At 69.4% G+C, this 26,321-nt stretch carries 20 protein-coding genes, 1 pseudogene and 1 riboswitch; of the genes and pseudogenes, 11 read left to right on the plus strand and 10 right to left on the minus strand.

Going from position 1 to position 26,321, the window contains the following annotated elements; translation table 11 throughout:
- The first annotated feature begins 55 nt into the window (after positions 1-55).
- Positions 56-2,770 carry a hypothetical protein gene (locus tag HW130_RS14780; protein WP_177150020.1) on the plus strand — a complete coding sequence of 905 codons (2,715 nt, stop codon included), beginning with the start codon at positions 56-58 and terminating at the stop codon, positions 2,768-2,770.
- A 413-nt stretch (positions 2,771-3,183) separates the two neighbouring features.
- Here HW130_RS14780 and HW130_RS14785 read toward each other — a convergent pair.
- The 5 genes and pseudogenes from HW130_RS14785 to HW130_RS14805 form a co-directional block, all read right to left on the minus strand.
- Positions 3,184-3,435, minus strand: a pseudogene (locus HW130_RS14785) (tyrosine-type recombinase/integrase); the annotation flags it as partial.
- Between the two features lie 98 nt (positions 3,436-3,533).
- Positions 3,534-3,716 carry a hypothetical protein gene (locus HW130_RS14790; RefSeq protein WP_177150021.1) on the minus strand — a complete coding sequence of 61 codons (183 nt, stop codon included), beginning with the start codon at positions 3,714-3,716 and terminating at the stop codon, positions 3,534-3,536.
- A 1,247-nt stretch (positions 3,717-4,963) separates the two neighbouring features.
- Positions 4,964-5,509 (minus strand): hypothetical protein, encoded by a 546-nt coding sequence (locus tag HW130_RS14795; RefSeq protein WP_177150022.1) that lies wholly within the window; start codon positions 5,507-5,509, stop codon positions 4,964-4,966.
- A gap of 229 nt (positions 5,510-5,738) precedes the next feature.
- Positions 5,739-6,692, minus strand: coding sequence for a DUF4344 domain-containing metallopeptidase (locus tag HW130_RS14800; RefSeq protein ID WP_309140438.1), 954 nt, complete (start codon positions 6,690-6,692; stop codon positions 5,739-5,741).
- Between the two features lie 107 nt (positions 6,693-6,799).
- Positions 6,800-7,453, minus strand: a complete 654-nt coding sequence (locus HW130_RS14805; protein WP_177150023.1) for a hypothetical protein — start codon at positions 7,451-7,453, stop codon at positions 6,800-6,802.
- A 516-nt stretch (positions 7,454-7,969) separates the two neighbouring features.
- Between HW130_RS14805 and HW130_RS14810 the strand changes: the two genes are divergently transcribed.
- A complete protein-coding gene (locus tag HW130_RS14810) occupies positions 7,970-8,467 on the plus strand; it encodes a hypothetical protein (protein WP_309140439.1) in 498 nt (165 codons plus the stop codon).
- Between the two features lie 201 nt (positions 8,468-8,668).
- Here the strand turns inward: HW130_RS14810 and HW130_RS14815 are convergent, their stop codons facing one another.
- The gene (locus HW130_RS14815) at positions 8,669-9,091 is read right to left on the minus strand and encodes a DUF6223 family protein (RefSeq protein ID WP_177150025.1); all 423 of its coding nucleotides are present in this window, start codon (positions 9,089-9,091) and stop codon (positions 8,669-8,671) included.
- A gap of 218 nt (positions 9,092-9,309) precedes the next feature.
- Between HW130_RS14815 and HW130_RS14820 the strand changes: the two genes are divergently transcribed.
- From HW130_RS14820 to HW130_RS14835, 4 genes are all read left to right on the plus strand, one after another.
- Entirely contained in the window at positions 9,310-10,437 is a 1,128-nt protein-coding gene (locus HW130_RS14820; protein ID WP_177150026.1) for a sensor histidine kinase, read from the plus strand.
- On the plus strand, positions 10,434-11,096 hold the full coding sequence (locus tag HW130_RS14825; RefSeq protein ID WP_177150027.1) for a response regulator transcription factor: 663 nt from the start codon (positions 10,434-10,436) through the stop codon (positions 11,094-11,096). Before HW130_RS14820 ends, HW130_RS14825 begins: the two co-directional genes overlap by 4 nt.
- A 438-nt stretch (positions 11,097-11,534) precedes the next feature.
- A complete protein-coding gene (locus HW130_RS14830; protein ID WP_177150028.1) occupies positions 11,535-11,711 on the plus strand; it encodes a hypothetical protein in 177 nt (58 codons plus the stop codon).
- On the plus strand, positions 11,708-13,099 hold the full coding sequence (locus tag HW130_RS14835) for a glycosyltransferase (RefSeq protein ID WP_177150029.1): 1,392 nt from the start codon (positions 11,708-11,710) through the stop codon (positions 13,097-13,099). Before HW130_RS14830 ends, HW130_RS14835 begins: the two co-directional genes overlap by 4 nt.
- An 8-nt stretch (positions 13,100-13,107) precedes the next feature.
- On the opposite strand, the gene HW130_RS14840 is transcribed toward HW130_RS14835, so the two are convergent.
- From HW130_RS14840 to cobN, 3 genes are all read right to left on the minus strand, one after another.
- The gene (locus tag HW130_RS14840) at positions 13,108-13,392 is read right to left on the minus strand and encodes a DUF664 domain-containing protein (RefSeq protein WP_309140440.1); all 285 of its coding nucleotides are present in this window, start codon (positions 13,390-13,392) and stop codon (positions 13,108-13,110) included.
- Positions 13,320-14,120 carry an SAM-dependent methyltransferase gene (locus tag HW130_RS14845; RefSeq protein WP_177150030.1) on the minus strand — a complete coding sequence of 267 codons (801 nt, stop codon included), beginning with the start codon at positions 14,118-14,120 and terminating at the stop codon, positions 13,320-13,322. Before HW130_RS14845 ends, HW130_RS14840 begins: the two co-directional genes overlap by 73 nt.
- A 457-nt stretch (positions 14,121-14,577) precedes the next feature.
- A complete protein-coding gene (gene cobN / locus HW130_RS14850) occupies positions 14,578-18,213 on the minus strand; it encodes a cobaltochelatase subunit CobN (RefSeq protein ID WP_177150031.1) in 3,636 nt (1,211 codons plus the stop codon).
- A gap of 54 nt (positions 18,214-18,267) precedes the next feature.
- A riboswitch (cobalamin riboswitch) is annotated at positions 18,268-18,358 on the minus strand.
- 113 nt (positions 18,359-18,471) lie between these two features.
- On the opposite strand from cobN, the gene cobG reads away from it, so the two are divergent.
- The 4 genes from cobG (at position 18,472) to HW130_RS14870 (ending at position 23,991) form a co-directional block, all read left to right on the plus strand.
- Positions 18,472-19,905, plus strand: coding sequence for a precorrin-3B synthase (gene cobG / locus HW130_RS14855; RefSeq protein WP_256356098.1), 1,434 nt, complete (start codon positions 18,472-18,474; stop codon positions 19,903-19,905).
- A gap of 11 nt (positions 19,906-19,916) precedes the next feature.
- On the plus strand, positions 19,917-20,543 hold the full coding sequence (locus HW130_RS14860) for a precorrin-8X methylmutase (protein ID WP_177150061.1): 627 nt from the start codon (positions 19,917-19,919) through the stop codon (positions 20,541-20,543).
- A 68-nt stretch (positions 20,544-20,611) separates the two neighbouring features.
- Positions 20,612-22,042 (plus strand): precorrin-2 C(20)-methyltransferase, encoded by a 1,431-nt coding sequence (locus tag HW130_RS14865; RefSeq protein WP_256356102.1) that lies wholly within the window; start codon positions 20,612-20,614, stop codon positions 22,040-22,042.
- Positions 22,043-22,284: 242 nt separating this feature from the next.
- Positions 22,285-23,991, plus strand: a complete 1,707-nt coding sequence (locus HW130_RS14870; protein WP_309140441.1) for a fibronectin type III domain-containing protein — start codon at positions 22,285-22,287, stop codon at positions 23,989-23,991.
- A gap of 45 nt (positions 23,992-24,036) precedes the next feature.
- On the opposite strand, the gene HW130_RS14875 is transcribed toward HW130_RS14870, so the two are convergent.
- Entirely contained in the window at positions 24,037-24,759 is a 723-nt protein-coding gene (locus HW130_RS14875) for a cobalt-precorrin-6A reductase (protein WP_177150033.1), read from the minus strand.
- Between the two features lie 12 nt (positions 24,760-24,771).
- Between HW130_RS14875 and HW130_RS14880 the strand changes: the two genes are divergently transcribed.
- Positions 24,772-25,893 carry a cobalt-precorrin-5B (C(1))-methyltransferase gene (locus HW130_RS14880; protein WP_177150034.1) on the plus strand — a complete coding sequence of 374 codons (1,122 nt, stop codon included), beginning with the start codon at positions 24,772-24,774 and terminating at the stop codon, positions 25,891-25,893.
- Positions 25,894-26,321: the final 428 nt, after the last annotated feature.

Consider the following 26,321-nt stretch of genomic DNA (forward strand, 5'->3'; position numbering starts at 1 on the left):
GGACGAACAGATTCGGCTTCTCACAAACACGCCCCTACAGGTTACGATCCTGTTGTTGATCATATCGTCGGGGGGGACGCCGCCGCGGCAGCGTGAAGCGCTATTCAATGAGTATTTGGACATCATGTATAGGCGAGAAATGGCGAAGGGGAGGCACATTATCCAGTCCGAGAAGGAACTACTGCTCGGACTTCACAAGTATGTCGGCTACATATTGCACGAGAAGACGACTCGGGCTGAGGCAATGGCCTCAGTACTCCCTCGGCAAGACTATGAAAAGCATGTGCTCCAGTTCCTGACATGGCATGACCCATTTTCATCGCCAAGCAAGCGTCAAGCGGAACTGAATGCAATCACCACTGAGGCCGGCGAGCGCTTGGTTCTTATCGTCGAACCAGCAGCCGACGTTTTTGGCTTTGAACTAAGGTCGATCCAAGAATTTTTCGCCGCGTGCCATCTAGCAGACACCTCTGCAGACACCGCTCAACGCTACAGCAGGTTCGAGGCGATTGCCCGTCTTCCGCACTGGAGAAATGTCGCACTCTTCTTTGTCGGCCGTGTAGGCAGGAACTATGCCGGAGAAGCTGCAAATATTATTGAGGTGTGTCGAGGAATTGATCGCGACGTTCCAGACATATTTGTTCACCGCGGTGGCGCCCTAGCCCTGGAACTTGCAGCTGACCGCGCCTTCGGCCCCAACAGGAGGAGGCAGAATGCACTCCTCGAACTTGGTGTTGAGATCTTCGATAGGCACATTTCCGAGAACCGGCGTCAGCAGGTTCAAGATCTTCTGCTGCGCCTTCCGATTGAAGATCAAAGGGATCTTGCAATACCGCTCCTTGAGAAGAAGATCGCCGTCTTGAGCTCAGCATACCTGGGACCATTGCTGCGCACGCTTCACCGCTTGGACTCACGGAACCGGCATATCATCGTCGCCTTTGAGCGAATGGCAGAAAACGCAGACCTCACTGAAGAAGCGCTTGCTCTCTACTTCGATCTCCGGCCTGGTGCCGAGCAAGCGATGGAAACCGTGCGGAAGGTTGCTTCTGTTCTAGGGACATCAGCCGTTGGCCGCGTACTCTCCCGTCTCCGGCTACAAGCAATCTGGAGGGCATGCCAGGACTTGAAGCACGCCGGCATGACCGATGAATTTGTGTCTCAAGCAGTACTAGAAGCCGTGCGGCGCGGGGCTTTTTCTTGGGTGAGAACAGAAGAACGCGACTTCTTGAGCGACATCATTCAACTCCCGTGGCCAGCAGACTGCGCCTTTCTGATCTTGCGTTCTATGGCTGTCCTTCAGGCACATTCAGTTGTCCGATCTGCCGGCTCCGCAGGTTGGATTGTCCCGGAAGAACAGGTCGTCGCCTCAGACGATGTAATGGCGGGTCGCATCGCGCTCCTGGGAGCCGAGGATTCTCCATTCGATAGGAGACTTGCCACCACCCCGCTATGGCTGTGCCACGTCTTCCTAGGTCACGTGACGCCTGGCTCGGCAAGTGCGGCCATAAAATTCTTCCGCGACCTACCGGCAGAATTTTCGTCTCTAGTGCCAATGTTTGGTGGTATCCCCTACGAGGCTTCCCCGGTTGTTGACCTCATCCATGCAGCAATCGTGAAGGGGGGCGAGGATGATTGGAGACTCGCCGAGCATGCCCTGATCAATTGGGGAGGCAGGACGGGAGCTGCCCGATGGCGTCGACTTTGCGACGCACTCCTCAAAAGCCTGCTAGGCACACCGGCCTTGGAGCGTTCTCAGAACTCTTCCGACTTCATCCGAAGCCTTCAGGAGAATCTATCGACGGATCAGACACTCCCTGACATCCCGGTGGAACTTTTCCCCCCCCTCGTAGATTATGCTTGGGCGCTCGCAGTCAGGAGTAGACCCGAAAAGTACGCAGTAGATAGCACGGTTTTTGAACAAGCCATTAGGCACGCTCTTACAGCCTCCCCAGTCCCCTCGGTATTGAGCGAACTCGCCATCAGGCTGTACACGGATATGCCGCATTGGATAAAGACCTCTGAACTGCACCACATGCGGTTGGGTATGCTTACCGCTCTTCTCGACTCGCCCAGCGTCGCAGGTAGCGCCGATCTAATCCCTATTGCTGTGCGTTCATGCCTTGAGTCAGGAGAAATACCGAATTCCACCTTCCGCAAGGCTTGCGCCGTAGTTGGACGCAACCACGAATCTCTCAGCTCCGGCGTGGTCCGGATTCCTAGACACAGCAATTCCGCAACCTTTAAGAGGCTGCTGGACACTCTGTCTTCCGAATCGGATAGTGAAATTCGAGAAGGCGCGCTGGTAATGATCAGAGACTTTAGCCACATGCACTCTTACGACTCATCCCTTCGTGGAGGGAATGCTGCGCGCGACTCTCGTATTCGTGTCAATGGATTCGCCCGGATGCATCGCATGCTAGCGAAATCAAAGGTGGACGTAGAAAGGAATGCGGGTCTGTGTATGTTCTCGGTGCGAGCACCGAGAACGCGTGAGGATTGGAGTATTCTTCACGACGCGATTCTTTCCTGTCGGGATCAGCGAACTGTGGGATCCGTAAGAATCGCCTTGCGGTCAAACGTGAATAGCGAGAATGGGCGAGATTCGGCCCAGTGGATCTCATTTCTAGAGGAGTGTCTCCAGTGTACTGAGTACCCGCCTCTACAAGCGTTGCTTACGGACACGCTCGACGAGCTCCTCGCATCGCAAGACCAGAGTCTCCGTCGATATGAAGACGACTTTGGCCTGCCGTTGTCGACGATGGCCCCGTAGCGTCTGCCGTATTGCGCTGTGGTTGATCGTCTGCATGCCATCGGCCGAGGCATCGGGCTGATGCCTCGGACCATCGACCACCTGCGCACCCGCTACGGAGGTTGATCACCCGGCAACGGAGGCGTCGGCCAAGTTCCGAGCCTATTACCGGTCGCGTGCACAACCGTGCCAGATCCGTGCCAGATCGAGCGGTCAACCACGGTCAGTCGAGGCTGTGAGCGGCGCCAACACCGTCGATCAGATCTGACACCGTCGGGCGTAGGGTGACCTGCGACTACGCATTCGAGTGCAGTGCCAGGCTTACAAAGCAGATGTTCGGCGGTTCGAAACCGTCCGCGCCCACCAGTGAAAAGGCCCCCAGCCGATCATGGCTGGGGGCCTTTGACATCCACATCTGACATCAACGGGGACGTTCACTCACGGCCGGGCCGCCTCTTGAGCATCCGGTCCATGTGGCTGACAGCCTCCCGCTGCGTGTCCTGGACGACGTGCGTGTAGACGTTCATCGTGACGGCGATCTGACTGTGCCCAAGGATCTCCATCACGACGCGGGGAGCGACCTCGGCCGCGGTGAGCAGGGTGGCGCAGCCGTACCGGGCGTCGTGCAGCCGGATGACGCGGAGGCCGGCCGAATCGGCGACGGGGGTGAAGGAGCGGTACAGGCTCCAGAGACTGCCCGAGTCGCGGACATTACGGGCCCCGCTCTCTCGCCCCATGGCAGCTCCAGCCCAAAGCCGCTACACCGACCTGGTGCTCCCCCTGGTCACCCTTGGGCCGGCTTGAGGGTGACTCCCGGGGCCTGGGAGTCGAGTCGGCTGCGGATCGCGTCGGCGGTCATGGGCTGGCTGACCTCCAGCGATGCGCGCGTGAGGCCTGCAAAGACGACGCCACCGAAGGCCAAGGTGCCGCCGGTGGCACCGAGGGCGTCCCAGAAGGTGTCCGACATGGCGGTGATTCTGGCCTCACCCTGGCAGGCGCATCTGCCCCTATCTGCTGGGCGGAATGGAGGTGCCGGCAGCGAGGCGTGGTGGGCGTTCGATCACGTGCTCGGGATGCCGTAAAGGATCATGCTAGCCTCCGGTGGTCGATGAGGTCTTCCTTCCAACGGGGGTTTGCAATATGGGAATCCGGCGTACTTTCGGGCGTGCGGCTGCCATGAGTTCCACAGTGATCGCACTGGTTGGGGTGGTGCTGGTTCCGCAGGCAAGCGCTGCGGAGACCTGCGTTAGTACCACCGGGGCCAAGATGTGCTGGCAGTCCACGGGTGATGACGTGTACATAACCGACACCAAGGCCGATGGCCACCGAGCGGGCGGCTACTACGCCACGGACCGCGGAAGTTACGGATGGTGCGAGAACACCAAGGGCGCAAACACCACGGTGAAGTGCAACCTTGAGCTGGAGGAGCCCGACATGATCAGTTTCTACGCTGCCAGGTGCGAAGGCCCCTGCGGGCCCTTGGGACATGGCGTTCTGAATCAGTCTGGCTGGAAGCGCGTAGCCGTGTGATTCGGGTGCCGTGCTGAGGTGCGGCTCTCCAGGAGCTCCTGGAGAGCCGTATTTTTGCTGACCCAACGTGGGCAGGGGGCAAGGCCTCGGGGCAGGTTGGCCGACCGCGGCTGGCTGCGGTACTGCCCGACGGCCGGTTCGGTACCCGGACTTGCAACGATCAACGCCGCCATCGCCTCGCTCATCCGCGACGCCGGCACCCCCTGCTCGATGACCGTGTCCGCGCCCTACGCGCCGAACTCGATGTCGCGGGCCTCACCTCGATGACGCCCACCCTCGACGTCGCCGTAGCCTTCCACCAGGCCGTCCTGGACGAGCACGACGAACTGGCTGCCACCATCGCCCGGCTCCGCGAGTAGACCCGGGACGGCACCTGTGGGATTCCGCTTGGGCCGACCGCGACCCGCGCAGCAGAACCCTCTCAGCGATGAAGCCATCCGTGGACGCCGTCGGCTACGAATGCAAAGTGAGACGTTCGCTGTCGGACACCACGGCAATGGCTTCGGAGTCGTGCTGCCATTGCTCGTGAACGTGTCAAGGCGGAGGGCCCGCGTGCCAGATCCGTGCCAGATCGAGCGGGGACTCACGGGGAACCAGCCGCCATCCGCATACGGCGTCTTCCGGACAAGTGCTCCAAGCCCTGGCCGGCCACGCTTGTCTCAGACATCGAGAGTCCACCGACCTCTACACCTGCCGCGGATCTGCCCCCAGGATGGCCGGGTCCTCAGTCCGGAGTCGAAACTCTGCGGTTACGCCCAAGCTCTTTCGAGCGGCGAGGTAGAACACGTCACGCTTCTCCTGAAACTGCCTGAAGGCCTGCGTCCAGTCCTCCGGCGTTCCCGAGCGCTGGTCACGAGCGAACTGCTCCAGGACCCAAGCGTGGCGCTGCAGCGCCCTGGCCGCCGAGATGGTTTCGGCGTCTCCCATGAGGAGGACAGCCTCGAACGCGTAGCCGCGCTCCAGCTCGGCGTCGGCCAACATCGTCAAGCCGGCTTCCTGCGCGAGTGGCTGAGGGACATCGAACAGCCCTTTGCCTGCCGCTAAGCGCCCTGCCAAGGAGGTGAATCTCTTGATCGCGTCGGCGTACCGGAGATAGGACTCCAGGCGACGTTCATCCCATCGCGTCGAGAGTTGGCGACGCCAGCGCGATCTTTCCATGAGGGCTCCGCCCGCGTAGGACGCTGCCGCGCCGACGAGCACGCCTATCAACGTGAACAGTTGTCCCGACATGGCCCCCCCATCGAACAGTTCGTTCCCGGGAAGACCCTACTGTCAGCATCGATCGGCCTGGCAACGGCGGGGCGGTGACCGACGGGCCTGTCGGTCGCTGTGGAAGTGCACCGGTCGGCATGTTTGGTGGAGCTGGGCCGACCGGCCGGACGAGCCGTTGGAGGTCTGCCGGGTGCCGGAGTTCAGAGCCGTTACATGGCCGGAGATGCGAGCCGATGGCTCTGAATGCTCATTGCGCGCTACGGAGCTCGTCAAGCTGCTTCTCGAAGGCCTTCGTCTCCGCGATCAGATGGTCGCGTGCCTTCTCCTGCGTCTTGTCGCCCTGATCCTTGAATGCCCCGCTGAAATATGGCTTGAGTTGGGTCCACCAGCCGAAGTCCAGCATCGCCCATGCCTGCGGACACAACGGGGCGCGGGTTTTCGGCAGGTAGCCTGCACCGACAAGGGGTCCGTGGAACCTCTTCGGGTCGCTCCCCTCGAGGTAGCAAAGGAAGTTGAAGACCCGTTGCTGGGTGACAGGGTGATCGCTCGAGAGCCCCTCCAGCGTCAGCTTGCCCTCCTCGCGGGCGATCTCGTCGAAAAGGATTGCGGCTGCCAGCGACGGACCCGGCCCCACCTCGTTGACGGTATAGAACGACGCGAACCCGTCGGCGGCGTCTTCCTCGAGGCCGAGGTTCGGAAGCAGAAGCTGACGCTGCAGAGCATGGCCCATCTCGTGGCCGAAGACGAACTGGGTCGACAGCGCAGTCAAGTCATCGGCGTTGAAACTGTCCTTGGGGAACAGGGCGGGACGCTTGACGGTCTTGACCACGTCGCTGAGAACCCCTTCGATCTGGGTCAGGAACGACGGGGGCACGAAGATCGTCCTGCCGTCGGGCTGGGTGACCGCATCCGTAACCCCCGGTGGGACCTTGTCGGTGACTTTCACCTCCAGGTCATGCGGGAGGGCGACCGACTTGTTCACCCACTCGGCGAGCTGCTCGAGCACGCGGGACTTCCGGACCACCGCTACAGCCTGCCGGTCCTTCGGCTTGACCGCGTTGTCGTACACGACGGTGACCTTGCCGTTCGTGTCAGCCTTGGCACTGTCGCCGCCACTCGAGGTGACTGCGAGGCCGGCGGCGAGCAGCGCTCCCGCGACAGCAGTCCTCAACATGGCCGAGTATCCAACGCTGTTCAGCACCCTGGTCAGCCCTTTCCTTGGTCAGGACGTTGGGACCATCCCGCTGGTCGATGCCTGGTTCGACGACGCATACCGCCCAGTCGCAGCGCCTGCCGCCGGGCCACGGCTCAGTGGGCGAGGAGCATGTAGGTGTTCTCCAGTTCGTCCTGCACGACGTGGGCGTCTCCCGCGACGGTCCGCACGACAAGGTCGTCTTCCGGCGTGTGGACCCGGTACTGCCAGCCTTGCGGGAGTCGCAGGCGCCGGCCGAGCGTGGCCAGGGAGTCCAACGTCTGGCTGTCGTCCACGGTGTGGGAGTACGCCTGCAGGACATATGTGCGGTCGCCCGGGGCGAGCAGCGCGTGCACCGGTTTGCCGCCGGCCAGGACGTACTCGGTGTCCCGTTTCACCGTGGAGTCGACGTAGAACTTCCTGGCCGTCGCCCCGGTGAGGTCGATCTCCACGGGGATGTGGACTTCGGCCACACAGCGAGCCTCCAGGCCGTCGAACATCGCGGTGTCCCCCCACGCGAATGCCGTGACCTCGTCGATCGTCCAGAAGCGAGGTCCGTTCAGGAACACCATCGGCACGTTGAACTGCTCGGCCAGCGCACGGGGGTCGAGCGCGTTCCATCGCTCCGGCGGACAGTCGTTGAGACCGAAGGTGTTGTAGACGGCTGCCTTGAGACGGCCGTCCTCGGCCGGCGAGATGAGAAGGACCTCGCCATAGCGAGCGTTCCGCAGGCCGCTCAGGTGCCGTGCCGATTTCGTCGTGTCGGACATGGCTTCTCCTTGTCACAGCCTGTCTCCGCTCCTGCGCGGGGACCGCCTGTGGGGAAAGGCCCGCCAAGGGCCGGGCCGGGGTAGTACCTCGGGTCGTCCACTCCATCAAGCGCATCACATGCGTGATGAAGCCGCACGTCGTCCCCGGTGGCGTGGAGCGACGGCCGAGCGGGCGTGCGTGCCGGGGTCTCGCGATCCCGCGCCACAGTCGCCTCACCCACGCCGGGACGGCCGGGGCAGCCGCCCCCGGTCCGTAGCATGTACCGCCTTGCCGGTCAGGCAGTCGCAGTGAACTCCCAGCGACCGTCCGTCACGCTGTGAACGGCATATCCGGGTTCGGACCGCACAAATCCACGCCCAACGCGGTCGTCAGGCCCCATGGGCTGCCTGCGGACAGACCTCTGTCGACCGCGAAGCGGTCATGTGCTGACCAGCGACATTGCCCGGGAGTCAAGGGCCCCGGAGCCGGTCGCCTGTGGCAGTTCGCATACGACACACTCCTCCATGGAGAATCCAGTGAACGAACTCCGGCGGATCCGGAGCGGGCCGGAGCCCGACGAGCGGGCGTTCGTGGTGCGCGTGCAGTTCTCGGCCGACGAACCGGACTTGGTGATCGAGCGGGCTCGTGACGTGCTCGGGCGGGTGATCGAGCACGTGGATCCATGGCCTGCTGAGGAAGCCTGGCCACAGCTGCTGCCTCCTTGGTTCGTGCAGGCATGCGCACCTGAACGATCGCCGGATCCCTCCTTGGATTTCGCCACTCGCTTGGCGCGGTGGCAGGCGAAGACCTGGGACGAGAAGGTTGCCGCTTCCCAAGGCCCCTGGAGGCTGTCGAACTGGCTCTACTACTTCGACCCCATCGACGGCGAGGGCGACGACCGCAGTTGGTGGTGGTGGGACGCCGCCAGTAGCGGGCCGGACACCGGCTGGATCGATGTCGCCACCACCGGCTGGCCGTATGGAACCGGCTCGTTGTACTGGCTGATCGAGGCTTCCGGCGGGGTGATCTCCTAGAGCGGAGTCAGCCCACCTGGCCCGACTCGAACCGGATGGCCGGCCATGAACTCAGTGCTTGCCTGCTCCCGCCATCGTGCGAGATCAGGAGACGAGGTCACGCCAGAACGCCGCCGTTGCACGAGGGGTCTAACTCGCGCCCGCCCGCTGGCAGCTGATCGGTCTTCAGGCCGACCACAACCGCGCTCTCATCCGCTGCGGTCAGCCGGTGCGGCGGGAGCGGCGCAGAGCCAGCCCGCCGAGGAGCGTGGCGATCAGCCCCACCAGCATGGCCACGTACGCCCCGCCCAGCCCGTTGCCGGTGCCCAGACCACCGTCGGCGGTGGCAGCGACCAGACCACCGAGGGCCATGCTGATCAGTCCCGCCGCCATGGCCACCATGGCCCGGAGTGATCCGTTGGCAGCGCCGAGACGACCGGTGGGGCGGGCCAGCGCCAGTCCGGCGACGACCACGCCGGCCAGCCCCAGCAGCGCTCCCGTGGAGGCCCCGAGCCGCCCGAGGCTGAAGTCGTAGAAGCCGGCGGCGACCGGCTGGACCGAGGCGTGCGCCGCCGCCGGTGCGGCAAGCCCGGTGGCGCCGAGCAGGGCGGCCGCGGCGGCGGCGAGCAGACGACGAACAGACATGAACGGGCTCCTTCTCTTCCTGCGGCTGGTGTCGCCCGATCATGTCTGCCGGACCCCACCCCGGTCGTCCGGCGGACGCAGACACTTCGCACTGCCGCCGATGCCGCATCCGGCTGCCACGGACGTCGCAGGAGGCGCGAAGGTACTGCGTGTGCGGTAGTCGGCTGCTCGTCCACGAGGGGGACTCGCCCGCGGCGGCAGCCCGCTAGGGTGCGCGCATGAGTGCAGGTCAGTCCGGTGTCCGGGCCCGTTTCGGAGACTGGGTCATCGCTGTCGGCGTGGCGGTGGCGCTGCTGGTCACCGGGCTGTCCGGGCAGCGTTCCGCCACGAACCTCGACGTGCTCGGGTACGCGCTGCTGACGGCGGGCGGGCTTGCGCTGGCCGCGCGCCACCGGGCTCCGGTTGCCGTCCTGGCCGTCGCCGGGCTGTGCGCGGTGGGGTACCAGGCGGTCGGTTTCGATGTGCCTGCTGTCGCGTACCTGTGCGCGGTGTACGCAGCCGTGCGGGCGGGACACCGCACCGTCACGTTGGCGGCGAGCCTGGCCATGCTGGCCCTCCTCCCGCTCGCGGCCCTGGCTTCGGGCCTGCACGACACGGGCGAAGCGTTCGCGCAGGCCCGAGGCGCCTTGGAGCTGGCCTGGCTGATCGCGGCCGGCGCCGCGGGTGAGGCGCTGCGGCAGGCCGAGCGGCGGGCGGACGAGGCCGAGCGCACCCGGGAGGAGACAGCGCGGCGCCGCGCCGACGAGGAGCGGCTGCACATCGCGCGAGAGCTGCACGATTCGCTCACCCACCAGATCTCGGTCATCAAGGTTCAGGCCGAAGTCGCCGTCCATGTGGCCCGCAAGCGGGGCGAACAGGTGCCGGAGGCCCTGCTGGCGATCCAGGAAGCCGGTCGTGAGGCGAGCCGGGAGCTGCGCGCGACCCTGGAGGCGCTGCGCGACGACGACACGACCCCGCCGCGTGGGCTCGACGACGTCCCGGAACTGGTGGAACGAGCGAGCAAGGCCGGCCTGGAGGCGACGCTGACGATTGCGGGACATCGGCACGACGTGCCGGCCGCGGTGGGCCGGACCGTCTACCGGATCGTTCAGGAGTCGCTGACCAACATCGCCCGTCACGCGGACGCGGGCACGGCGTCGGTCCGGATCGACCACCGTCCGGACGCCCTCGCGATACGCATCGACGACGACGGCAAGGCCACACCCGTCACCGCGCCGACGCCCGGCGTCGGGCTGCTGGGGATGCGCGAGCGCGTCACCGCCCTCGGCGGCCGGCTGCGGGCGGAACCACGCGGCGAGGGCGGCTTCACCGTCCAGGCCGAACTCCCCCTGGACGGAGCGTCGTGATCCGTGTCCTGCTGGTCGATGACCAGCCACTCATTCGCAGCGGATTCCGCGCGCTCCTCGATCTCGAGGACGACATCGAGGTGGTCGCCGAGGCCGCCGACGGCAGCGAGGGCCTGGAGCTCGCCGCAGAGCACGTGCCCGACGTCGCGCTCGTCGATATCCGGATGCCGGTCGTCGACGGCATCGAGACGACCCGGCGCATCGCCGCGGACCCTGCTCTGGCCGGGGTGCACGTCGTCATCCTGACCAACTACGGCCTGGACGAGTACGTCTTCGACGCGCTGCGCGCCGGCGCTGCCGGATTCCTGGTCAAGGACGTCATGCCGGAAGACTTCCTGCACGCCGTACGCGTCGCCGCGCGTGGCGACGCCCTGCTCGCACCCTCGATCACCCGCAAGCTGATCAACCGGTACGTCGCCCAGCCGCTGCCCACCGGCGTCGGCACGGGGCTGGAAGAGCTGACCAGCCGCGAGCGCGAGGCCGTTGTTCTGGTCGCGCATGGTCTGTCCAACGACGAGATCGCGGGCCGTCTGGTGATCAGCCCGCTGACCGCGAAGACCCACATCAACCGGGCCATGACCAAGCTCCGTGCCCGCGACCGGGCCCAACTCGTGGTCTTCGCCTACGAATCCGGCCTGGTGGCCCGACGCAGCTCCTGAGCAATCGCAAGGTGCGGAGCTCGTCGGCGTCGCCGCCGGCTCCGACAGCGGCTGAGTGATCGCCTGCCGCGTGACGGTCGGGCGGCAGGACTCCGCCGCCGGCAAGCGGCCACGGGGTGAGCTCATGTGTGGAGTCGGGTCATGGAGGGCAAGCCGCCGGGCTCGGGCGCGGGGAGGCGTCCCTGGATCTGCCTGGATGTTTCGAATTGTGATGAAGAAGTGGTGGAATCATGGAGTATTGGTGTGACTGTGTAAGTACCCTCAGTATCCGATGAGTTGACCCCTCGCCCTTCCCCACCGCCCGTGAGCCGTGCCCCACGCATGGCCTGCAGGCAGGGGTGAGGACACGTGCAGACGCGTTCCATACCCACTCGCCCCTCCCCCCACGGCGAGCGGGACGCGTCACCTGTCCACACCGTCCATCCAGGAGTAGTACACATGAACTACACAGGGGGGAGCGGCAGCCTCGCCGCTACCGGAGCCGGAGCCATCACCGTGGGTGGGATCGCCTTCCAGCAGCTGTGGCTGCTGGCCTTGGCTGTCCTGATCGTCATCGGTGGCGCCGTCCTCGTTCGAACGAGCTACCGCAGGAACAAGGGGGTTTCTGAGGTATGAATCTGATCCGAGTACGCCGTACTCGGACCCGCATTCTGGCAGGGGTCGCCCTCTCGGGGGCGGCCCTTTCCGTCTGGCTGGTCCGCCACATCCACTCCGGCATCACCACCTGGCAGGGCCAGGGGCAGCACTTCGCCACCGTCTACGCCCTCGCCTTCCTCATGCTGATGTGGCAGTGCGTCCTGTACTTCTCCGAACGGCCGAAGAAGGTCACCCCGCGGCAGCAGAAGCAGCTCGAACAGCTGCGGGTCACCGTCCCCATCCCGGTCCGCAACGAGGGCCCCAACGCCTTCAGGGAATGCCTCGCTTCCATCCTGCGCCAGTCCCGCCTGCCGCAGTGCATCGTCGTCATCGAGAACGACAACTCGGTGGACTACTCCGCTGTCGAAGCCTGGTTCGAGAAGCAGTGCGCAGCGCTGCGGATTCCCCTCATCTGGGAGTCCACCCCCACACCCGGCAAGCGCCATGCCCAGGGTCTTGCCGTCACCGGCGCCCAGCGGGCCGGCGTCACCACGGACATCTACGTGACGGTCGACTCGGACGCGAACCTGGACGAGCACGCCTTCGCGGAGATCCTCAAACCGTTCGCGGACAAGGACATCCAGTCGGTAGCCGGGATCGTCCTCGCCTCGAACCTGCGCGGCAATGTGAACGGCCAAGGGCAGCAGCGCAGGTGGAGGGACATGCTCGTGCGCATGACCGATCTGTGGTTCGTCGTGGGCCAGTTGGTGGACCGGTCTGCGCAGAGCGCCCTGGGTGGCGTCCTGGTGAACTCCGGCGTTCTTGCGGCCTACCGTGCGGGGATCCTCGACGACAACCTGGACGGCTACCTCAATGAGACTTTCCTGGGCCGCAAGGTCGAGTTCTCCGACGACTCCATGCTGACCATCTACGCCCTTCAGCGGGGCAAGGCAGTGCAGCAGCCCACCGCCTTCGCCACCACCTTGATGCCCGACAACTTCAGCCAGCTGTTCCGGATGTACACCCGGTGGATGCGAGGAGCCTTCATCCGCACCTTCTGGCGCTTCCGATACCTGCGCCTGGACAACTACGCGTACTGGGGGCACCTGCTCGGCTGGATACAGATGGTGCTGTCCACCGTCATCTTCGTGGTGTTGTTCGTCTATCTGCCCGCTGTGGAGCAGGCGTGGATGTGGGAGCTGCTGCTCATCCCGGTGCTCATCGGGTACGGCCAGGCCCTCCGGTACCTCGGCTTCAAGCGCAGCGACGACCCGTTCTGGTCCCACTTCCTGACCTTCCTGGCCGCCCCCATCGCCCAGATCTTCGCCTTCACCGTCTTCCGGGTCGTGCGCTGGTACGCCATGGCGACGTGCTACAAGACCGGTTGGGGCACCCGGCAGAAGGTTGAGCTCGACCTGGCCGGATAGGCGAGGGGTCAGGTGGTGCGCCCCACCGCAAGGCGCTCTCGGCCCGGTGGGTCCTCGCCCGTGAGGCCGTCGACCGACTCGCGGATGAGGTCCGCGTGGCCGACATGGCGGGCGTACTCCTCGATCAGGTCGATCAGGATGCGGCGAAGGCTGGGGGATTCGCGGGGTGTGGGGCCGCCGCCCCGCCGGCCCGTGCGGCGGCGGGGCGTGCGCGCCGGGGTTACGGCTTGCGGCCCACTCCGCAGTACGCGTCCACTGCCAGCGCATCGTCCTCTGTGTCGGTCGGGCGCCACTTGGTGACCTGGACGACGCCCGGGGACGCCAGCTCCAGGCCGTCGAAGAAGCCGGCGATCTCCTCCACGCTGCGCACGTAGTAGGGGATCGCCCCGCTCTGGTTGTACGCGTTCGACGCCGCGATCATGCCGTCGCTCGTCGAGGTGCTGTCGCTGATCACCAGGTAACTGCCGGACGGCAGACCCGCCATGAGCCGCGCGACCAGGTCGCGCGCCTCGGCGTAGTCGGCGACATGGCCCAGTGTGTTGAGGATCATCAGTGCGACGGGCTCGGAGAAGTCGAGCGTGGACTCCGCCGCCTTCAGGATGTCGTCCGGCGCGTACAGGTTGGCGTCCAGGTACGCCGTGCGGCCCTCGGGCGTGCTCGTGAGGAGGGCGCGGGCGTGGGCGAGCACCATCGGGTCGTTGTCGACGTAGACGATGCGCGAGTCCGGCGCCACCCGCTGCGCCACCTCGTGGGTGTTGTCGGCGGTCGGCAGGCCGGTGCCGATGTCCAGGAACTGCCGGATGCCCTGCTCGCCCGCCAGGTGCGTCACCGCCCGCCCGAGGAAGTGCCGGCTCGTGCGCGCCACGTCGACCAGGCCGGGGAAGATCTGCTTGATGTGGTCACCGGTCTGGCGGTCGACCTCGTAGTTGTCCTTGCCGCCGACGAAGTAGTTCCAGAAGCGCGCGGAGTGCGGCCTGCTCGTGTCGATCCGGGCGCGTATCTCCGCGGCAGCGTCAGACATGGGGTGGTGTTCCGACACGAGAAACCCTCCTGGGAAGCGGTTCGTGGGGCGGTACGGCGCGCTGACCAGCAGATCCGGGGGGTACGCCGGGTCCCGGGCTGGTGCAACCGGTCGCCAGCGTAAGGGATTTACTCACCCGAGGAAGGGGAGAGGCGCTACTCAGGCCGTCGCCGGCCCCGCCCCGACACAGAATTCGTTGCCCTCCGGGTCCGCCATCAGGACGTGATGCCGTCGAAGACCTCCAGGACGCTGCCGCCCGCCGCTCCGGCAGGTCGAACCGGTCGAGCCACTCCTCGCGGTCGGTGAACGGCGGCGGCGGGGGCTCGTCGATGCAGCCCAGCGCCGTCTTCCAGAAACCGGCGAGGAGTTGCGCGTCCGTGCAGTCGAGGGTCAGGTCGATTCCCGCTGTCATGGCAGGACCGTACCGACGGGCACCGACAGCGCCCACCGGACCGGCCTACTCGTCCGCCCCGTCCTCCAGGTCGCCCTCCGTCTCGAGGAACACCTGCCGCAGACCCTCCAGCACCGCCGGGTCCGGCTTCTCCCACATGCCGCGGGATTCCGCCTCCAGGAGGCGTTCCGCGATGCCGTGCAGGGCCCAGGGGTTGGCCTCCTGGAGGAAGGCGCGGTTCACCGGGTCCAGGACGTACGTCTGGGTCAGCTTGTCGTACATCCAGTCCGCGACCACGCCCGTCGTCGCGTCGTAGCCGAAGAGGTAGTCGACCGTCGCCGCCAGTTCGAAGGCGCCCTTGTAGCCGTGGCGGCGCATTGCCTCGATCCAGCGGGGGTTGACCACGCGGGCGCGGAAGACGCGGGACGTCTCCTCGACCAGGGTGCGGGTGCGGACCGTCTCCGGGCGGGTGGAGTCGCCGATGTACGCCTCGGGGGCCGTGCCGCGCAGGGCGCGGACCGTGGCCACCATGCCGCCGTGGTACTGGAAGTAGTCGTCGGAGTCCGCGATGTCGTGCTCGCGCGTGTCCGTGTTCTTCGCCGCGACCGCGATCCGCTTGTACGCCGTCTCCATCTCGGCGCGCGCCGGCCGGCCCTCCAGGCCGCGGCCGTACGCGTAGCCGCCCCACACCGTGTAGACCTCGGCCAGGTCCGCGTCCGTGCGCCAGTCGCGGGAGTCGATCAACTGGAGGATGCCCGCGCCGTACGTGCCGGGGCGCGAGCCGAAGATACGGGTGGTGGCGCGGCGTTCGTCGCCGTGTTCGGCCAGGTCGGCCTGGGTGTGGGCGCGGACGTGGTTCTCGGCGGCCGGCTCGTCCAGGGACGCCGCGAGGCGCACCGCGTCGTCCAGCAGGCCGATGGTGTGCGGGAACGCGTCCCGGAAGAAGCCCGAGATGCGCAGGGTGACGTCCACGCGCGGACGGCCCAGTTCCGCGAGCGGGACGGGCTCCAGGCCCGTCACGCGGCGCGACGCGTCGTCCCACACCGGGCGGATGCCCAGCAGGGCGAGCGCTTCGGCGATGTCGTCGCCCGCCGTGCGCATCGCGCTCGTTCCCCACAGAGACAGGCCGACGGACGTGGGCCATTCGCCGTTGTCCGCGCGGTAGCGCTCCAGGAGGGAGTCGGCGAGCGCCTGGCCCGTCTCCCACGCGAGGCGCGAGGGGACGGCCTTCGGGTCGACGCTGTAGAAGTTGCGGCCCGTCGGCAGGACGTTGACCAGGCCGCGCAGCGGCGAACCGGACGGGCCCGCCGGGACGAAGCCGCCGTTCAGCGCGTGGACCGCGTGGGTGATCTCGTCCGTCGTACGGGACAGGCGCGGGACCACTTCGAGCGCCGCGAAGCGCAGGATCGCCGCGACCTGCTCGCCGTGGGAGGCGGGCACCGCGTCCGGGTCCCAGTCCGCCGCCTCCATCGCCTCGACCAGTGCGCGGGCCGTGGCCTCCGCCTCGTCGGCCGTCGTCCGGGTCGCCGCCGACTCGTCGAGGCCCAGCGCCTCCCGCAGGCCCGGCAGCGACGTCGTGCCGCCCCAGATCTGACGGGCGCGCAGGATCGACAGGACCAGGTTGACCCGCTCCGGGCCGGTCGGCGCGCCGCCCAGGACGTGCAGACCGTCGCGGATCTGCGCGTCCTTCACCTCGCACAGCCAGCCGTCGACGTGCAGCAGGAAGTCGTCGAAGCCGTCGTCGTCCGGACGGTCGTCCAGCCCGAGGTCGTGGTCGAGCTTCGCCGCCTGGATCAGCGTCCAGATCTGCGCGCGGATCGCGGGCAGCTTGGACGGGTCCATGGAGGAGATCTGGGCGTACTCGTCCAGGAGTTGTTCGAGGCGCGCGATGTCGCCGTACGACTCCGCCCGCGCCATCGGCGGCACCAGGTGGTCGACCAGCGTGGCGTGCGCCCGGCGCTTGGCCTGGGTGCCCTCGCCCGGGTCGTTGACGAGGAACGGGTAGACGAGCGGGAGGTCGCCGAGCGCGGCGTCCGGGCCGCAGGCCGCGGACAGGCCCGCGTTCTTGCCCGGCAGCCACTCCAGGTTGCCGTGCTTGCCCAGGTGGATCATCGCGTCCGCGCCGAAACCGCCGTCGTCGGCCGACGCGGCGATCCAGCGGTAGGCGGCCAGGTAGTGGTGCGAGGGCGGCAGATCGGGGTCGTGGTAGATCGCGATCGGGTTCTCGCCGAAGCCGCGCGGCGGCTGGATGAGGATCAGCAGGTTGCCGCGGCGCAGGGCCGCCAGCACGATGTCGCCCTCGGGGTTGCGGGAGCGGTCCAGGAACATCTCGCCGGGCGCCGGGCCCCAGTGCTCCTCCACGGCCTCGCGCAGTTCGGCCGGGAGTTCGGCGTACCAGCGCTTGTAGTCGGCCGCCGGGATACGGACCGGGTTGCGGGCGAGCTGCTCCTCGGTCAGCCAGTCCTGGTCGTGGCCGCCGGCCTCGATCAGCGCGTGGATCAGCTCGTCGCCGTCGCCGGAGACGAGGCCCGGGATGTCCGCCTCGGGCCCGAAGTCGTATCCCTCGGCGCGAAGGCGCCTGAGGAGGGCGACGGCGGAGGCCGGGGTGTCCAGGCCGACCGCGTTGCCGATGCGGGAGTGCTTGGTCGGGTACGCGGACAGGACCAGCGCGATGCGCTTGCGCGCGTTCGGGATGTGGCGCAGCCGGGCGTGGCGCACGGCCGTCCCGGCGACGCGGGCGGCGCGCTCGGGGTCGGCGACGTACGCCGGGAGGCCGTCCTCGTCGATCTCCTTGAACGAGAACGGGACCGTGATCAGCCGGCCGTCGAACTCCGGCACCGCCACCTGGCTGGCCGCGTCCAGCGGGGACAGGCCCTCGTCGCTGTCCTCCCACGCCGAGCGCGGGCCCGTCAGGCACAGCGCCTGGAGGATCGGCACGTCCAAGGCCGCGAGCGCGCCCGCGTCCCACGACTCGTCGTCGCCGCCGGCCGACGCCTCGGCCGGGCGCGTGCCGCCCGCCGCGAGCACCGTGGTCACCAGGGCGTCGGCGCTGCGCAGTTGCTCCAGCAGCTCCGGCTCGGGGGCGCGCAGCGACGCCACGTACAGGGGCAGGGCCCGGCCGCCGGCGTCCTCGATCGCACCGCACAGAGCGTCCACGAAGGCGGTGTTGCCGCTCATGTGGTGGGCGCGGTAGTAGAGCACGGCGATCAGCGGGCCGTCGGTCTCCCGGCGCGGGGTGCGCGCCAGGCGGCCCCAGGTGGGCGCGGCCGCCGGGGGCTCGAAGCCGTGGCCGGTGAGCAGCACGGTGTCGGACAGGAAGCGGGCGAGCTGCTCCAGGTTGGCCGGGCCGCCGTGCGCGAGGTACGCGTGGGCCTCGGCCGCGATGCCGATCGGGACCGTGGAGGTCTCCATCAGCTGGGCGTCGGGCGCCTGTTCGCCGGTGAGGACGACGACCGGGCGGTCCTGGGCGAGGAGCAGGTCGATGCCCTCCTGCCAGGCGCGCAGCCCGCCGAGGAGGCGTACGACGACGAGGTCGGTGCCCTCCAGGAGACCGGGGAGGTCCCCGACCGGGAGGCGGGAGGGGTTCGCGAAGCGGTACGCGACCGGTCCGGCTGCCGCGCGGGCGCTGAGCAGATCGGTGTCGGACGTCGACAGGAGCAGGATGCGGGGCTGCGAGGGCAGTCCCTCGGAAGTGAGCGGCATGCGACGTCTGGCCTTCCTCGGGGTTTCCGCGCCCCGGGCGGTGGAAAACGGCGGGAGTTCCTGGCTCACCCGGTCGCGTGCGCGTGCTGCGCTGCTGCCGGGCTCACAGTGGCGGGACCGCGCCGGGATCTCACCGGGCTTCCTCCCCTGACGCCGTCTTCGGCGGTGACGGACCGTGTGGCCCGCCGTTCAGCATAGTAAGGGCCGTCACGTCTCCGGCAGCAGGTGGCTCGTGTGATGGTCGGTATGCTCGCCGCCATGCCTTCGGCCCCCTCGAACCGCCCGGACCGGGACGAAACTCCCGTACGGGACCGCGGTGATGCCTGCCCCGGCGCGCTGCGACTGCACACCGCGGACGACGGTGCGCTGGCGCGCGTCCGCGTGCCCGCGGGGGTGCTGAGCGCCCGGCAGGCGTACGCGCTGGCCGACGCGGCCGAGCGGCTCGGCGACGGCGCGCTCGACATCACCTCCCGCGGCAACCTTCAGCTGAGGGGCCTCGGCGGGGGCTGCGGCGGGGAGTTGGCGGCACTGCTGGACGCCGCCGGGCTGCTGCCCGCGCCCGCCCACGAACGCGTGCGCAACGTCGTCGCCTCGCCGCTGTCCGGGCTGGACGGCCGCGGGCACCTCGACGTGCAGCCGCTCGTACGCGAACTGGACGCGCTGCTGTGCGCGAGCGAGCGGGCCACGGCGCTGTCGGGCCGGTTCCTGTTCGCGCTGGACGACGGCCGTGGGGACATGGCGGGGCTCGGCGCGGATGTGATGTTGCTCGCAGAGCCGGGCGGGGCTCGGGTGCGGATCCTGCTCGGCGAGCAGACGCTGACGGTCGGCAGGCGGGACGGCGCGCGTGCGCTGCTGCTCGCGGCCGAGGCGTTCCTGGACGCGGCGGACGCCGGCGGCACGAGGGCGTGGCGGGTGCGGGAACTCCCTCCGCAGTACGCGGTGTCGCGCCGGGAACTCGCGCGCCGGCTGGGCGATGCGGGTATCGCGGCGGGTGCGGGTGCGTGTGCGTGTGCGTGTGCGTGTGCGGACGCGGACGCGTCGCCCGGTGCGTTCGTGTTGCCCCGGTCCCGGCCGGGACCGGACGCCGGCCCGGCCGCGCGCGACGGGGACGCCGACGTGGCCGCCGGGCCCGGACGGGGCGGCGAGCCCACCACTCCCGTGCCCGGCGTCGTCCACGGTGCGCGAGGCGCCGCCTCGCTCCACGTCGGCGTCGCCCTCGGACGGATGCGTGTCGCGCAGTGGCGGCTGCTCGCCCGGACCGCCGAGACGTACGGCACCGGGGAGTTGCGCGTCACACCCTGGCGCGGCGTCGTCCTTCCCGGCGTTCCCGGCGCACTCCTGCCCGGCCTCGCCGACGCGGGCCTCGTCACCGGGCCCGACTCGCCCTGGACCGGCGTCGGCGCCTGCACCGGACGGCCCGGCTGCGCCAAGTCCCTCGCCGACGTACGGGCCGACGCCACCGCGCGCATCGCCGCCGGCGCGGGCGGACTGCCTGTGTACTGGTCCGGCTGCGAACGCCGTTGCGGGCACCCCCGGGGCGCCTGGGTCGACGTCGTCGCGACCGGCGACGGCCGCTACGACCTGACCGCACCCGGAGTGCCGCGGCACACCGTCCCCCTGACCCGACTCGCCGACGCCCTCGCGGCGGCGCGCACCGATCCCACCGACCCCACCGAACGACCGACGAAGTGAGCGAGAGCACAGTGTTCGACTACGAGAAGGACGGCGCGGAGATCTACCGCCAGTCCTTTGCCACGATCCGCGCGGAGGCGGACCTCGCCGGGCTGCCGGCCGAGGTCTCCCAGGTCGCGGTCCGCATGATTCACGCCTGCGGGATGGTCGACCTCGTCCGCGACCTCGCCCACTCCCCGGACGTCGTCCTGCACGCCCGCGCCGCCCTGCGCGCCGGCGCGCCGATCCTGTGCGACGCGCAGATGGTGGCGAGCGGCGTCACCCGCAAGCGGCTGCCCGCCGACAACGAGGTGATCTGCACGCTCTCCGACCCGTCCGTGCCCGCGCTCGCCGCCGAGATGGGCACCACGCGCAGCGCCGCCGCCCTCGAACTGTGGCGCGACCGGCTGGAGGGCTCCGTCGTCGCCGTCGGCAACGCCCCCACCGCGCTGTTCCGGCTCCTGGAGATGATCGAGCAGGGGGCGCCCCGCCCCGCCGCCGTCATCGGCGTTCCCGTCGGCTTCATCGGCGCCGCCGAGTCCAAGGACGCCCTGGCCGCCCACCCGCTGGGCCTCGAGCACCTCGTGGTGCGCGGCCGGCGAGGCGGCAGCGCCATGGCCGCCGCCGCCGTCAACGCGATCGCGAGCGAGGCGGAGTAGTGAGCGACGACCAGAAGACGACGGGGCGCCTCTACGGTGTCGGGCTCGGCCCCGGCGACCCGGAGCTGATGACCCTGCGTGCCGCGCGCATCATCGCCGAGGCGGACGTGATCGCGTACCACTGCGCGCGCCACGGCCGTTCCATCGCCCGCTCCATCGCCGCCCCGCATCTGCGCCCCGACCACATCGAGGAGCGCCTGATGTACCCGATCACGGTCGAGACGACCGACCACCCCGGCGGGTACCGCGGCGCGCTCGACGACTTCTACGAGGAGGCGGCGGCCCGGCTCGCCGAGCACCTCGACGCCGGGCGGACGGTGGCCGTACTCGCCGAGGGCGACCCGTTCTTCTACGGCTCCTACCAGCACATGCACAAGCGGCTCGCGCACCGCTACCCGACCGAGGTCGTCCCCGGCGTCACCTCCATCAGTGCCGCCGCGGCCCGGCTCGGGACCCCGCTGTGCGAGGCGGAGGAGGTCCTCACGGTCATCCCCGGCACGCTGCCGGAAGAGGAGCTGACCGCCCGTCTCGCCGCGACCGACTCGGCCGTCGTGATGAAGCTCGGCCGCACCTTCCCCGCCGTACGCCGCGCGATGGAGACCTCGGGCCGGCTGGACGAGGCCCGGTACGTGGAGCGGGCCACGATGAACGGCGAACGGACCGGGCGACTGGCCGACATCGACCCGGAGTCGGTGCCGTACTTCTCCGTCGCCGTCGTGCCGAGCCGTATCGCCAACCCGCGGCCGGAGCCGGAGAGCGGCGAGGTCGTGGTCGTGGGCACGGGGCCCGCCGGCCCGTTGTGGCTGACGCCCGAGACGCGCCGCGCGCTCGCCGACGCCGACGAACTCGTCGGCTACACCACGTACCTGGACCGCGTCCCGCACCGCCCCGGCCAGATCCGGCACGGCTCCGACAACAAGGTGGAGTCCGAACGCGCCGAGTTCGCCCTGGACCTGGCGCGGCGCGGACGGCGGGTCGCGGTCGTCTCGGGCGGCGACCCGGGGGTCTTCGCCATGGCCACGGCGGTGCTGGAGGTCGCCTCCCAGGAGCAGTACCGGGACGTGCCCGTACGGGTGCTGCCGGGCGTGACCGCCGCGAACGCGGCGGCGGCCGCCGCCGGCGCCCCGCTCGGCCACGACTACGCCACGATCTCGCTGTCCGACCGGCTCAAGCCCTGGGAGGTCATCGCGGAGCGCCTGCGCGCGGCGGTCTCGGCGGACCTGGTCCTGGCGATCTACAACCCGGGCTCCCGCTCCCGTACCCATCAGGTCGCGGCCGCCCGTGACCTGCTGCTCGAACTCCGTTCGCCCGAGACCCCGGTGGTCGTGGCGCGGGACGTGGGCGGCCCGGAACAGTCGGTGCGGGTGGTGACCCTGAAGACGCTGGAGCCCTCCGAGGTCGACATGCGCACGCTGCTGCTGATCGGCTCCTCCCGGACACAGGCGGTCGAGCGTGGCGACGGCCGCACGATCGCCTGGACGCCGCGCCGCTACGGGTGAAGGCGCCGAGGCCGTCCGCGTCCGGGTGAGCGACGCGGACGGCCTTCCCCGCGCTCCCGCAGGCGGGTTCGACGCCCGGGCCGGCCGTGTCTCGTAGAGAGCGGAACTGGGGCTGTACAGTCCTCCTCCGGCGGAACACCGGCCCCACCCGCACCGCCCCCTCCCCCCGCGCATCGCTCCTTCATCTCGTGTTGAACAGCCCCGGCCTTGTGCCGCGTGGTCCGGAAAGGGCCCCATACCCTGTGAACACTCGTACCCGGCTGAGCGCGCTGGCCACGACGGCCACCCTCACCGCAGCGGGCGGTCTCCTCACCGCCACCCCGGCCTCCGCGGCTGTCACCTGCACCGCTCCGGTCTGGAAGGCGCAGTTCTTCGCCAACACCTCGTTCAGCGGGACGCCCAAGCTCACCAGCTGCGACACCACCGTCAACGAGAACTACGGCACCGGAGACCCGGCCGGCGTGACCCTGCCCAGGGACAACTTCTCCGTCCGGTGGTCCGTCACCCGCGACTTCGGCTCCGGCGGGCCGTTCACGTTCTCCGCCGCGACGCAGGACGGCGTCCGCGTGTACCTCGACGGGGTGCGCAAGATCGACCTGTGGCGGAACGTCTCCACCACGCAGAGCAAGACCGTCAACGTCACCGTCCCTGCCGGACGCCACACGATCCGCGTGGACTACGTGGCCTGGACGGGCTCCGCGAACGTCAAGTTCACCTACGCGCCCCGCACGTCGGCCACCGTCGACACGGTCCGGCCGCTCGCGCCCACCGGCGCCTCGGTCGCGTACGACCGGACCGTCAACAAGGCCACGCTCCGCTGGTCGGCGAACAAGGAGATGGACCTCGCCGGTTACCGCGTCTACCGCCGGCTGAGCTCCACCGCCTGGGCGAAGGTCAGCGGCACGGCCCTGGTCACCGGCACGTCCTTCGTCAACTACGCGCCTGCCACCGGCGAGTCGTTCCTCTACGAGGTCCGCGCCGTCGACAAGGCGGGCCGCGAGTCCTCGGGCAGCGCGGACGTGACCGTCGCCACTGTCGACCGGACCGCGCCGGCGGCACCGGGCGGGCTGACGGCGACGGACGGGCAGGGCGGGACGGCGCTGGCGTGGCAGCCGGTCACCGGCGCGACGAAGTACACCGTCTTCCGGCAGCAGCAGGGGCAGACCGACACCGGGGGCACCCACCCTGTGCTCCAGCTGGCCACGGTGACCGCGGCCTCCTGGACGGACACCACCGGCACCGAGCGGACGGGCTACACGTACGCCGTCTCCGCCACCGACGCGGCCGGCAACACGTCGGCGACGCGGACCGTGGTCTCCGCCACGCGCGGCGACTACGCGCCCGTTTCGCCGACGGACGTGACGGCCCGGTTCGAGCCGCGCAACGGCATCGTCGTCGGCTGGACCCCCTCGACCGGCGACGACGTCGACCATTACCGCCTGTACCGCTTCGGCTCCCTGTACACGGAGGTCCGTGGCAGTACCTACACGGACATGACGGTCGACCACGGCACGACGTACACCTACACGGTGACCGCCGTGGACGAGGCGGGCAACGAGTCCCCCGTGTCGGCCTCCGCGTCCGCGACGACCGACGGCGACCTGGTCGCCCCGGCGCCCGTCACCGGCCTGAAGGCGACGGCCCGCGAGGACGGCGTGTTCCTGGAGTGGACGCCGAGCACGGAGCCCGACCTCATGCGGTACGACGTCTACCGGGCTGACTGGCACCCGGACGGCGACGGTTCCGGCGATGGCGTGTGGCTGTACCGGCACGTCGCGTACGTCGGAGAGACGGAAACGTCGCTCCTTTACGGGGCGATCCCGGACGGCGAGACCGTGCGGTATGCCGTGGCCGCCCGCGACGACTGGGACAACTCGCTCGTCGAGTGGGACTTCGACGCCGTCTCCTGGGTCGAGGTCACGGAGCTCGGCGCTCCCGCCGCGAGCTGAGGCATCCGTGGACGAGGCCGCCGCACCCGGGAGGGGGCGGCGGCCTCAGCCGTGCACCCAGGCCGCCGCTTCCTCGACCGTCGCGGCCACCCGCACGCCCTCGGGCACCGGCGGTCTGCGCACGACCACCACCGGGATGCCCGCATCGCGGGCCGCGCGGAGCTTCGGGGCGGTCGCCGCGCCGCCGCTGTCCTTCGTCACCAGGACGTCGACGCGGTGGGTGCGCAACAACTCGCTCTCGCCGTCGAGGGTGAAGGGGCCCCGGGCCAGGAGGATTTCTGTGCGGGCCGGCATCGGGGTCTCCGGCGCGTCCACCGACCGGACGAGGAACCACTGCGGGCAGTCCGCGAAGGCGGCGAGCCCCATCCGCCCGGTCGTCAGGAACACCCGCTCCCCGAGGCCGTCCAGTGCGCGGGCCGCCTCCGTCAGCGAGCCGACCGGGTGCCAGTCGTCGCCCTCGACCGGGACCCAGCCGGGGCGGCGCAGTGCCAGCAGGGGAACATGGGCGGTGGCGGCCGCCCGGGCCGCGTTGAAACTGATCCGCTCGGCGAAGGGATGGGTGGCGTCGATGACCGCGTCCACGTGGTGTGCGCGCACCCAGTCCACGAGGCCGTCCACACCGCCGAACCCGCCGACCCGTACCTCGCCCGCCGGCAGCCGGGGGCTCGCGACGCGCCCGGCGAGTGAGCTGGTGACGCGGACCTCGGGGTGCAGGGTCGCGGCGAGGGCGCGGGCCTCGGTGGTCCCGCCGAGAATGAGTACGTGCACGGGAGTCCTTTCATGAGTTCAGGCGGCGGGCGGGACGCCCAACTCAAGCACACCGGTCTGCGGCCCGGATGGACGACCGGGGCGTGCGCCACGGCGGCGACCACGGCCGCGTACACGGCGCTGCTCACCGGGGAGTTCCCGGACCCGGTGACGATCACGCTGCCGAAGGGCCAGACACCCTCCTTCGCCCTGGCCGTCGAAGCCCTGACCGGCTCGTCGTCCGCCATGGCCGGGATCGTCAAGGACGCCGGCGACGACCCGGACGTGACGCACGGCGCGCTCGTACGGGCGACGGTCCGCCTGCTGCCGGCCGGTTCCGGAGTCGTCTTCCGGGCCGGGCCCGGCGTCGGCACGGTCACGCTGCCCGGCCTGCCCCTGGAGGTGGGCGAACCGGCGATCAACCCGGTTCCGCGCCAGATGATGCGCGACCACGTCGCGCTCGTGGCGGGCCGGCACGGCGGCACGGGGGACGTCGAGATCACCGTCTCCGTCGACGACGGCGAGGAGATCGCCCGCTCCACGTGGAACCCGCGGATCGGCATCCTCGGCGGCCTGTCCGTCCTCGGGACGACCGGCATCGTCGTCCCGTACTCCTGCTCGGCCTGGATCGACTCCATCCGCCGCGGTGTGGACGTGGCCCGCGCGGCGGGCCTGACGCACGTGGCGGGCTGTACGGGTTCGACCTCCGAGAAGACCGTGACGACGCTCTACGACCTGCCGGAGATCGCCCTGCTCGACATGGGCGACTTCGCGGGCGCGGTGCTGAAGTACGTGCGGCGGCATCCGGTCGACCGGCTCACCGTCTGCGGCGGCTTCGCCAAACTCTCCAAGCTGGCGGCCGGTCACCTGGACCTGCACTCGGCCCGCTCCCAGGTCGACAAGGGCTTCCTCGCCGATCTGGCCCGCGCGGGCGGCGCGTCCGAGTCCCTCGCCGAGGAGATCGCCACGGCCAACACGGGCCTGGCGGCGCTGCGCCTGTGCGAGGTGGCGGGCGTCCCGCTCGGCGACCTCGTCGCGGCGAGGGCCCGCGACGAGGCCCTGTCGGTCCTGCGGGGGGCGCCGGTGACGGTGGACGTGGTGTGCATCGACCGCGCGGGGACGGTGGTGGGCCGGTCGGCCCCGGCGGGGCCGTGAGCCGTCCCGGCTGCGCCGTACGCGGGTCCTGGGGCTGCGCCCCGAGGGCGCGGGCGCGGCTGTGCCGCGTGGGGTGATTCCCCCGCCCCGCCCCTTCCCGAAACTCTGACGAGCACCGGGGCTCCGCCCCGGCCCCCGCGTCGTGCGCGGGCTTCGCCGCGCGGGATCTGTGGGGCTGCGCCCCGAACCCCAGCGCGAGCCCTGGGGCTCTGCCCCGGCGCCGTTCGCGCAGGCTTCGCCGCGCGGGATCTGGCCACGGTTGTCGGCAACTGTTCCGCTGCGCGATGGGGGCACCCCCGGACGGAGTCCGGGGGAGGTGGGCACAACGCAACGGGGGCGTCGCACGTTCGGGGCGCTCTCGGCCCAGGGGCCTGCGCCGCGCCCGTGCCGGGCGCATCCCGGGGGCCTGGGCCGCGCACCCGTGCCGG

This window comes from Streptomyces sp. PKU-EA00015, assembly GCF_013387495.1.
Lineage (GTDB): Bacteria > Actinomycetota > Actinomycetes > Streptomycetales > Streptomycetaceae > Streptomyces.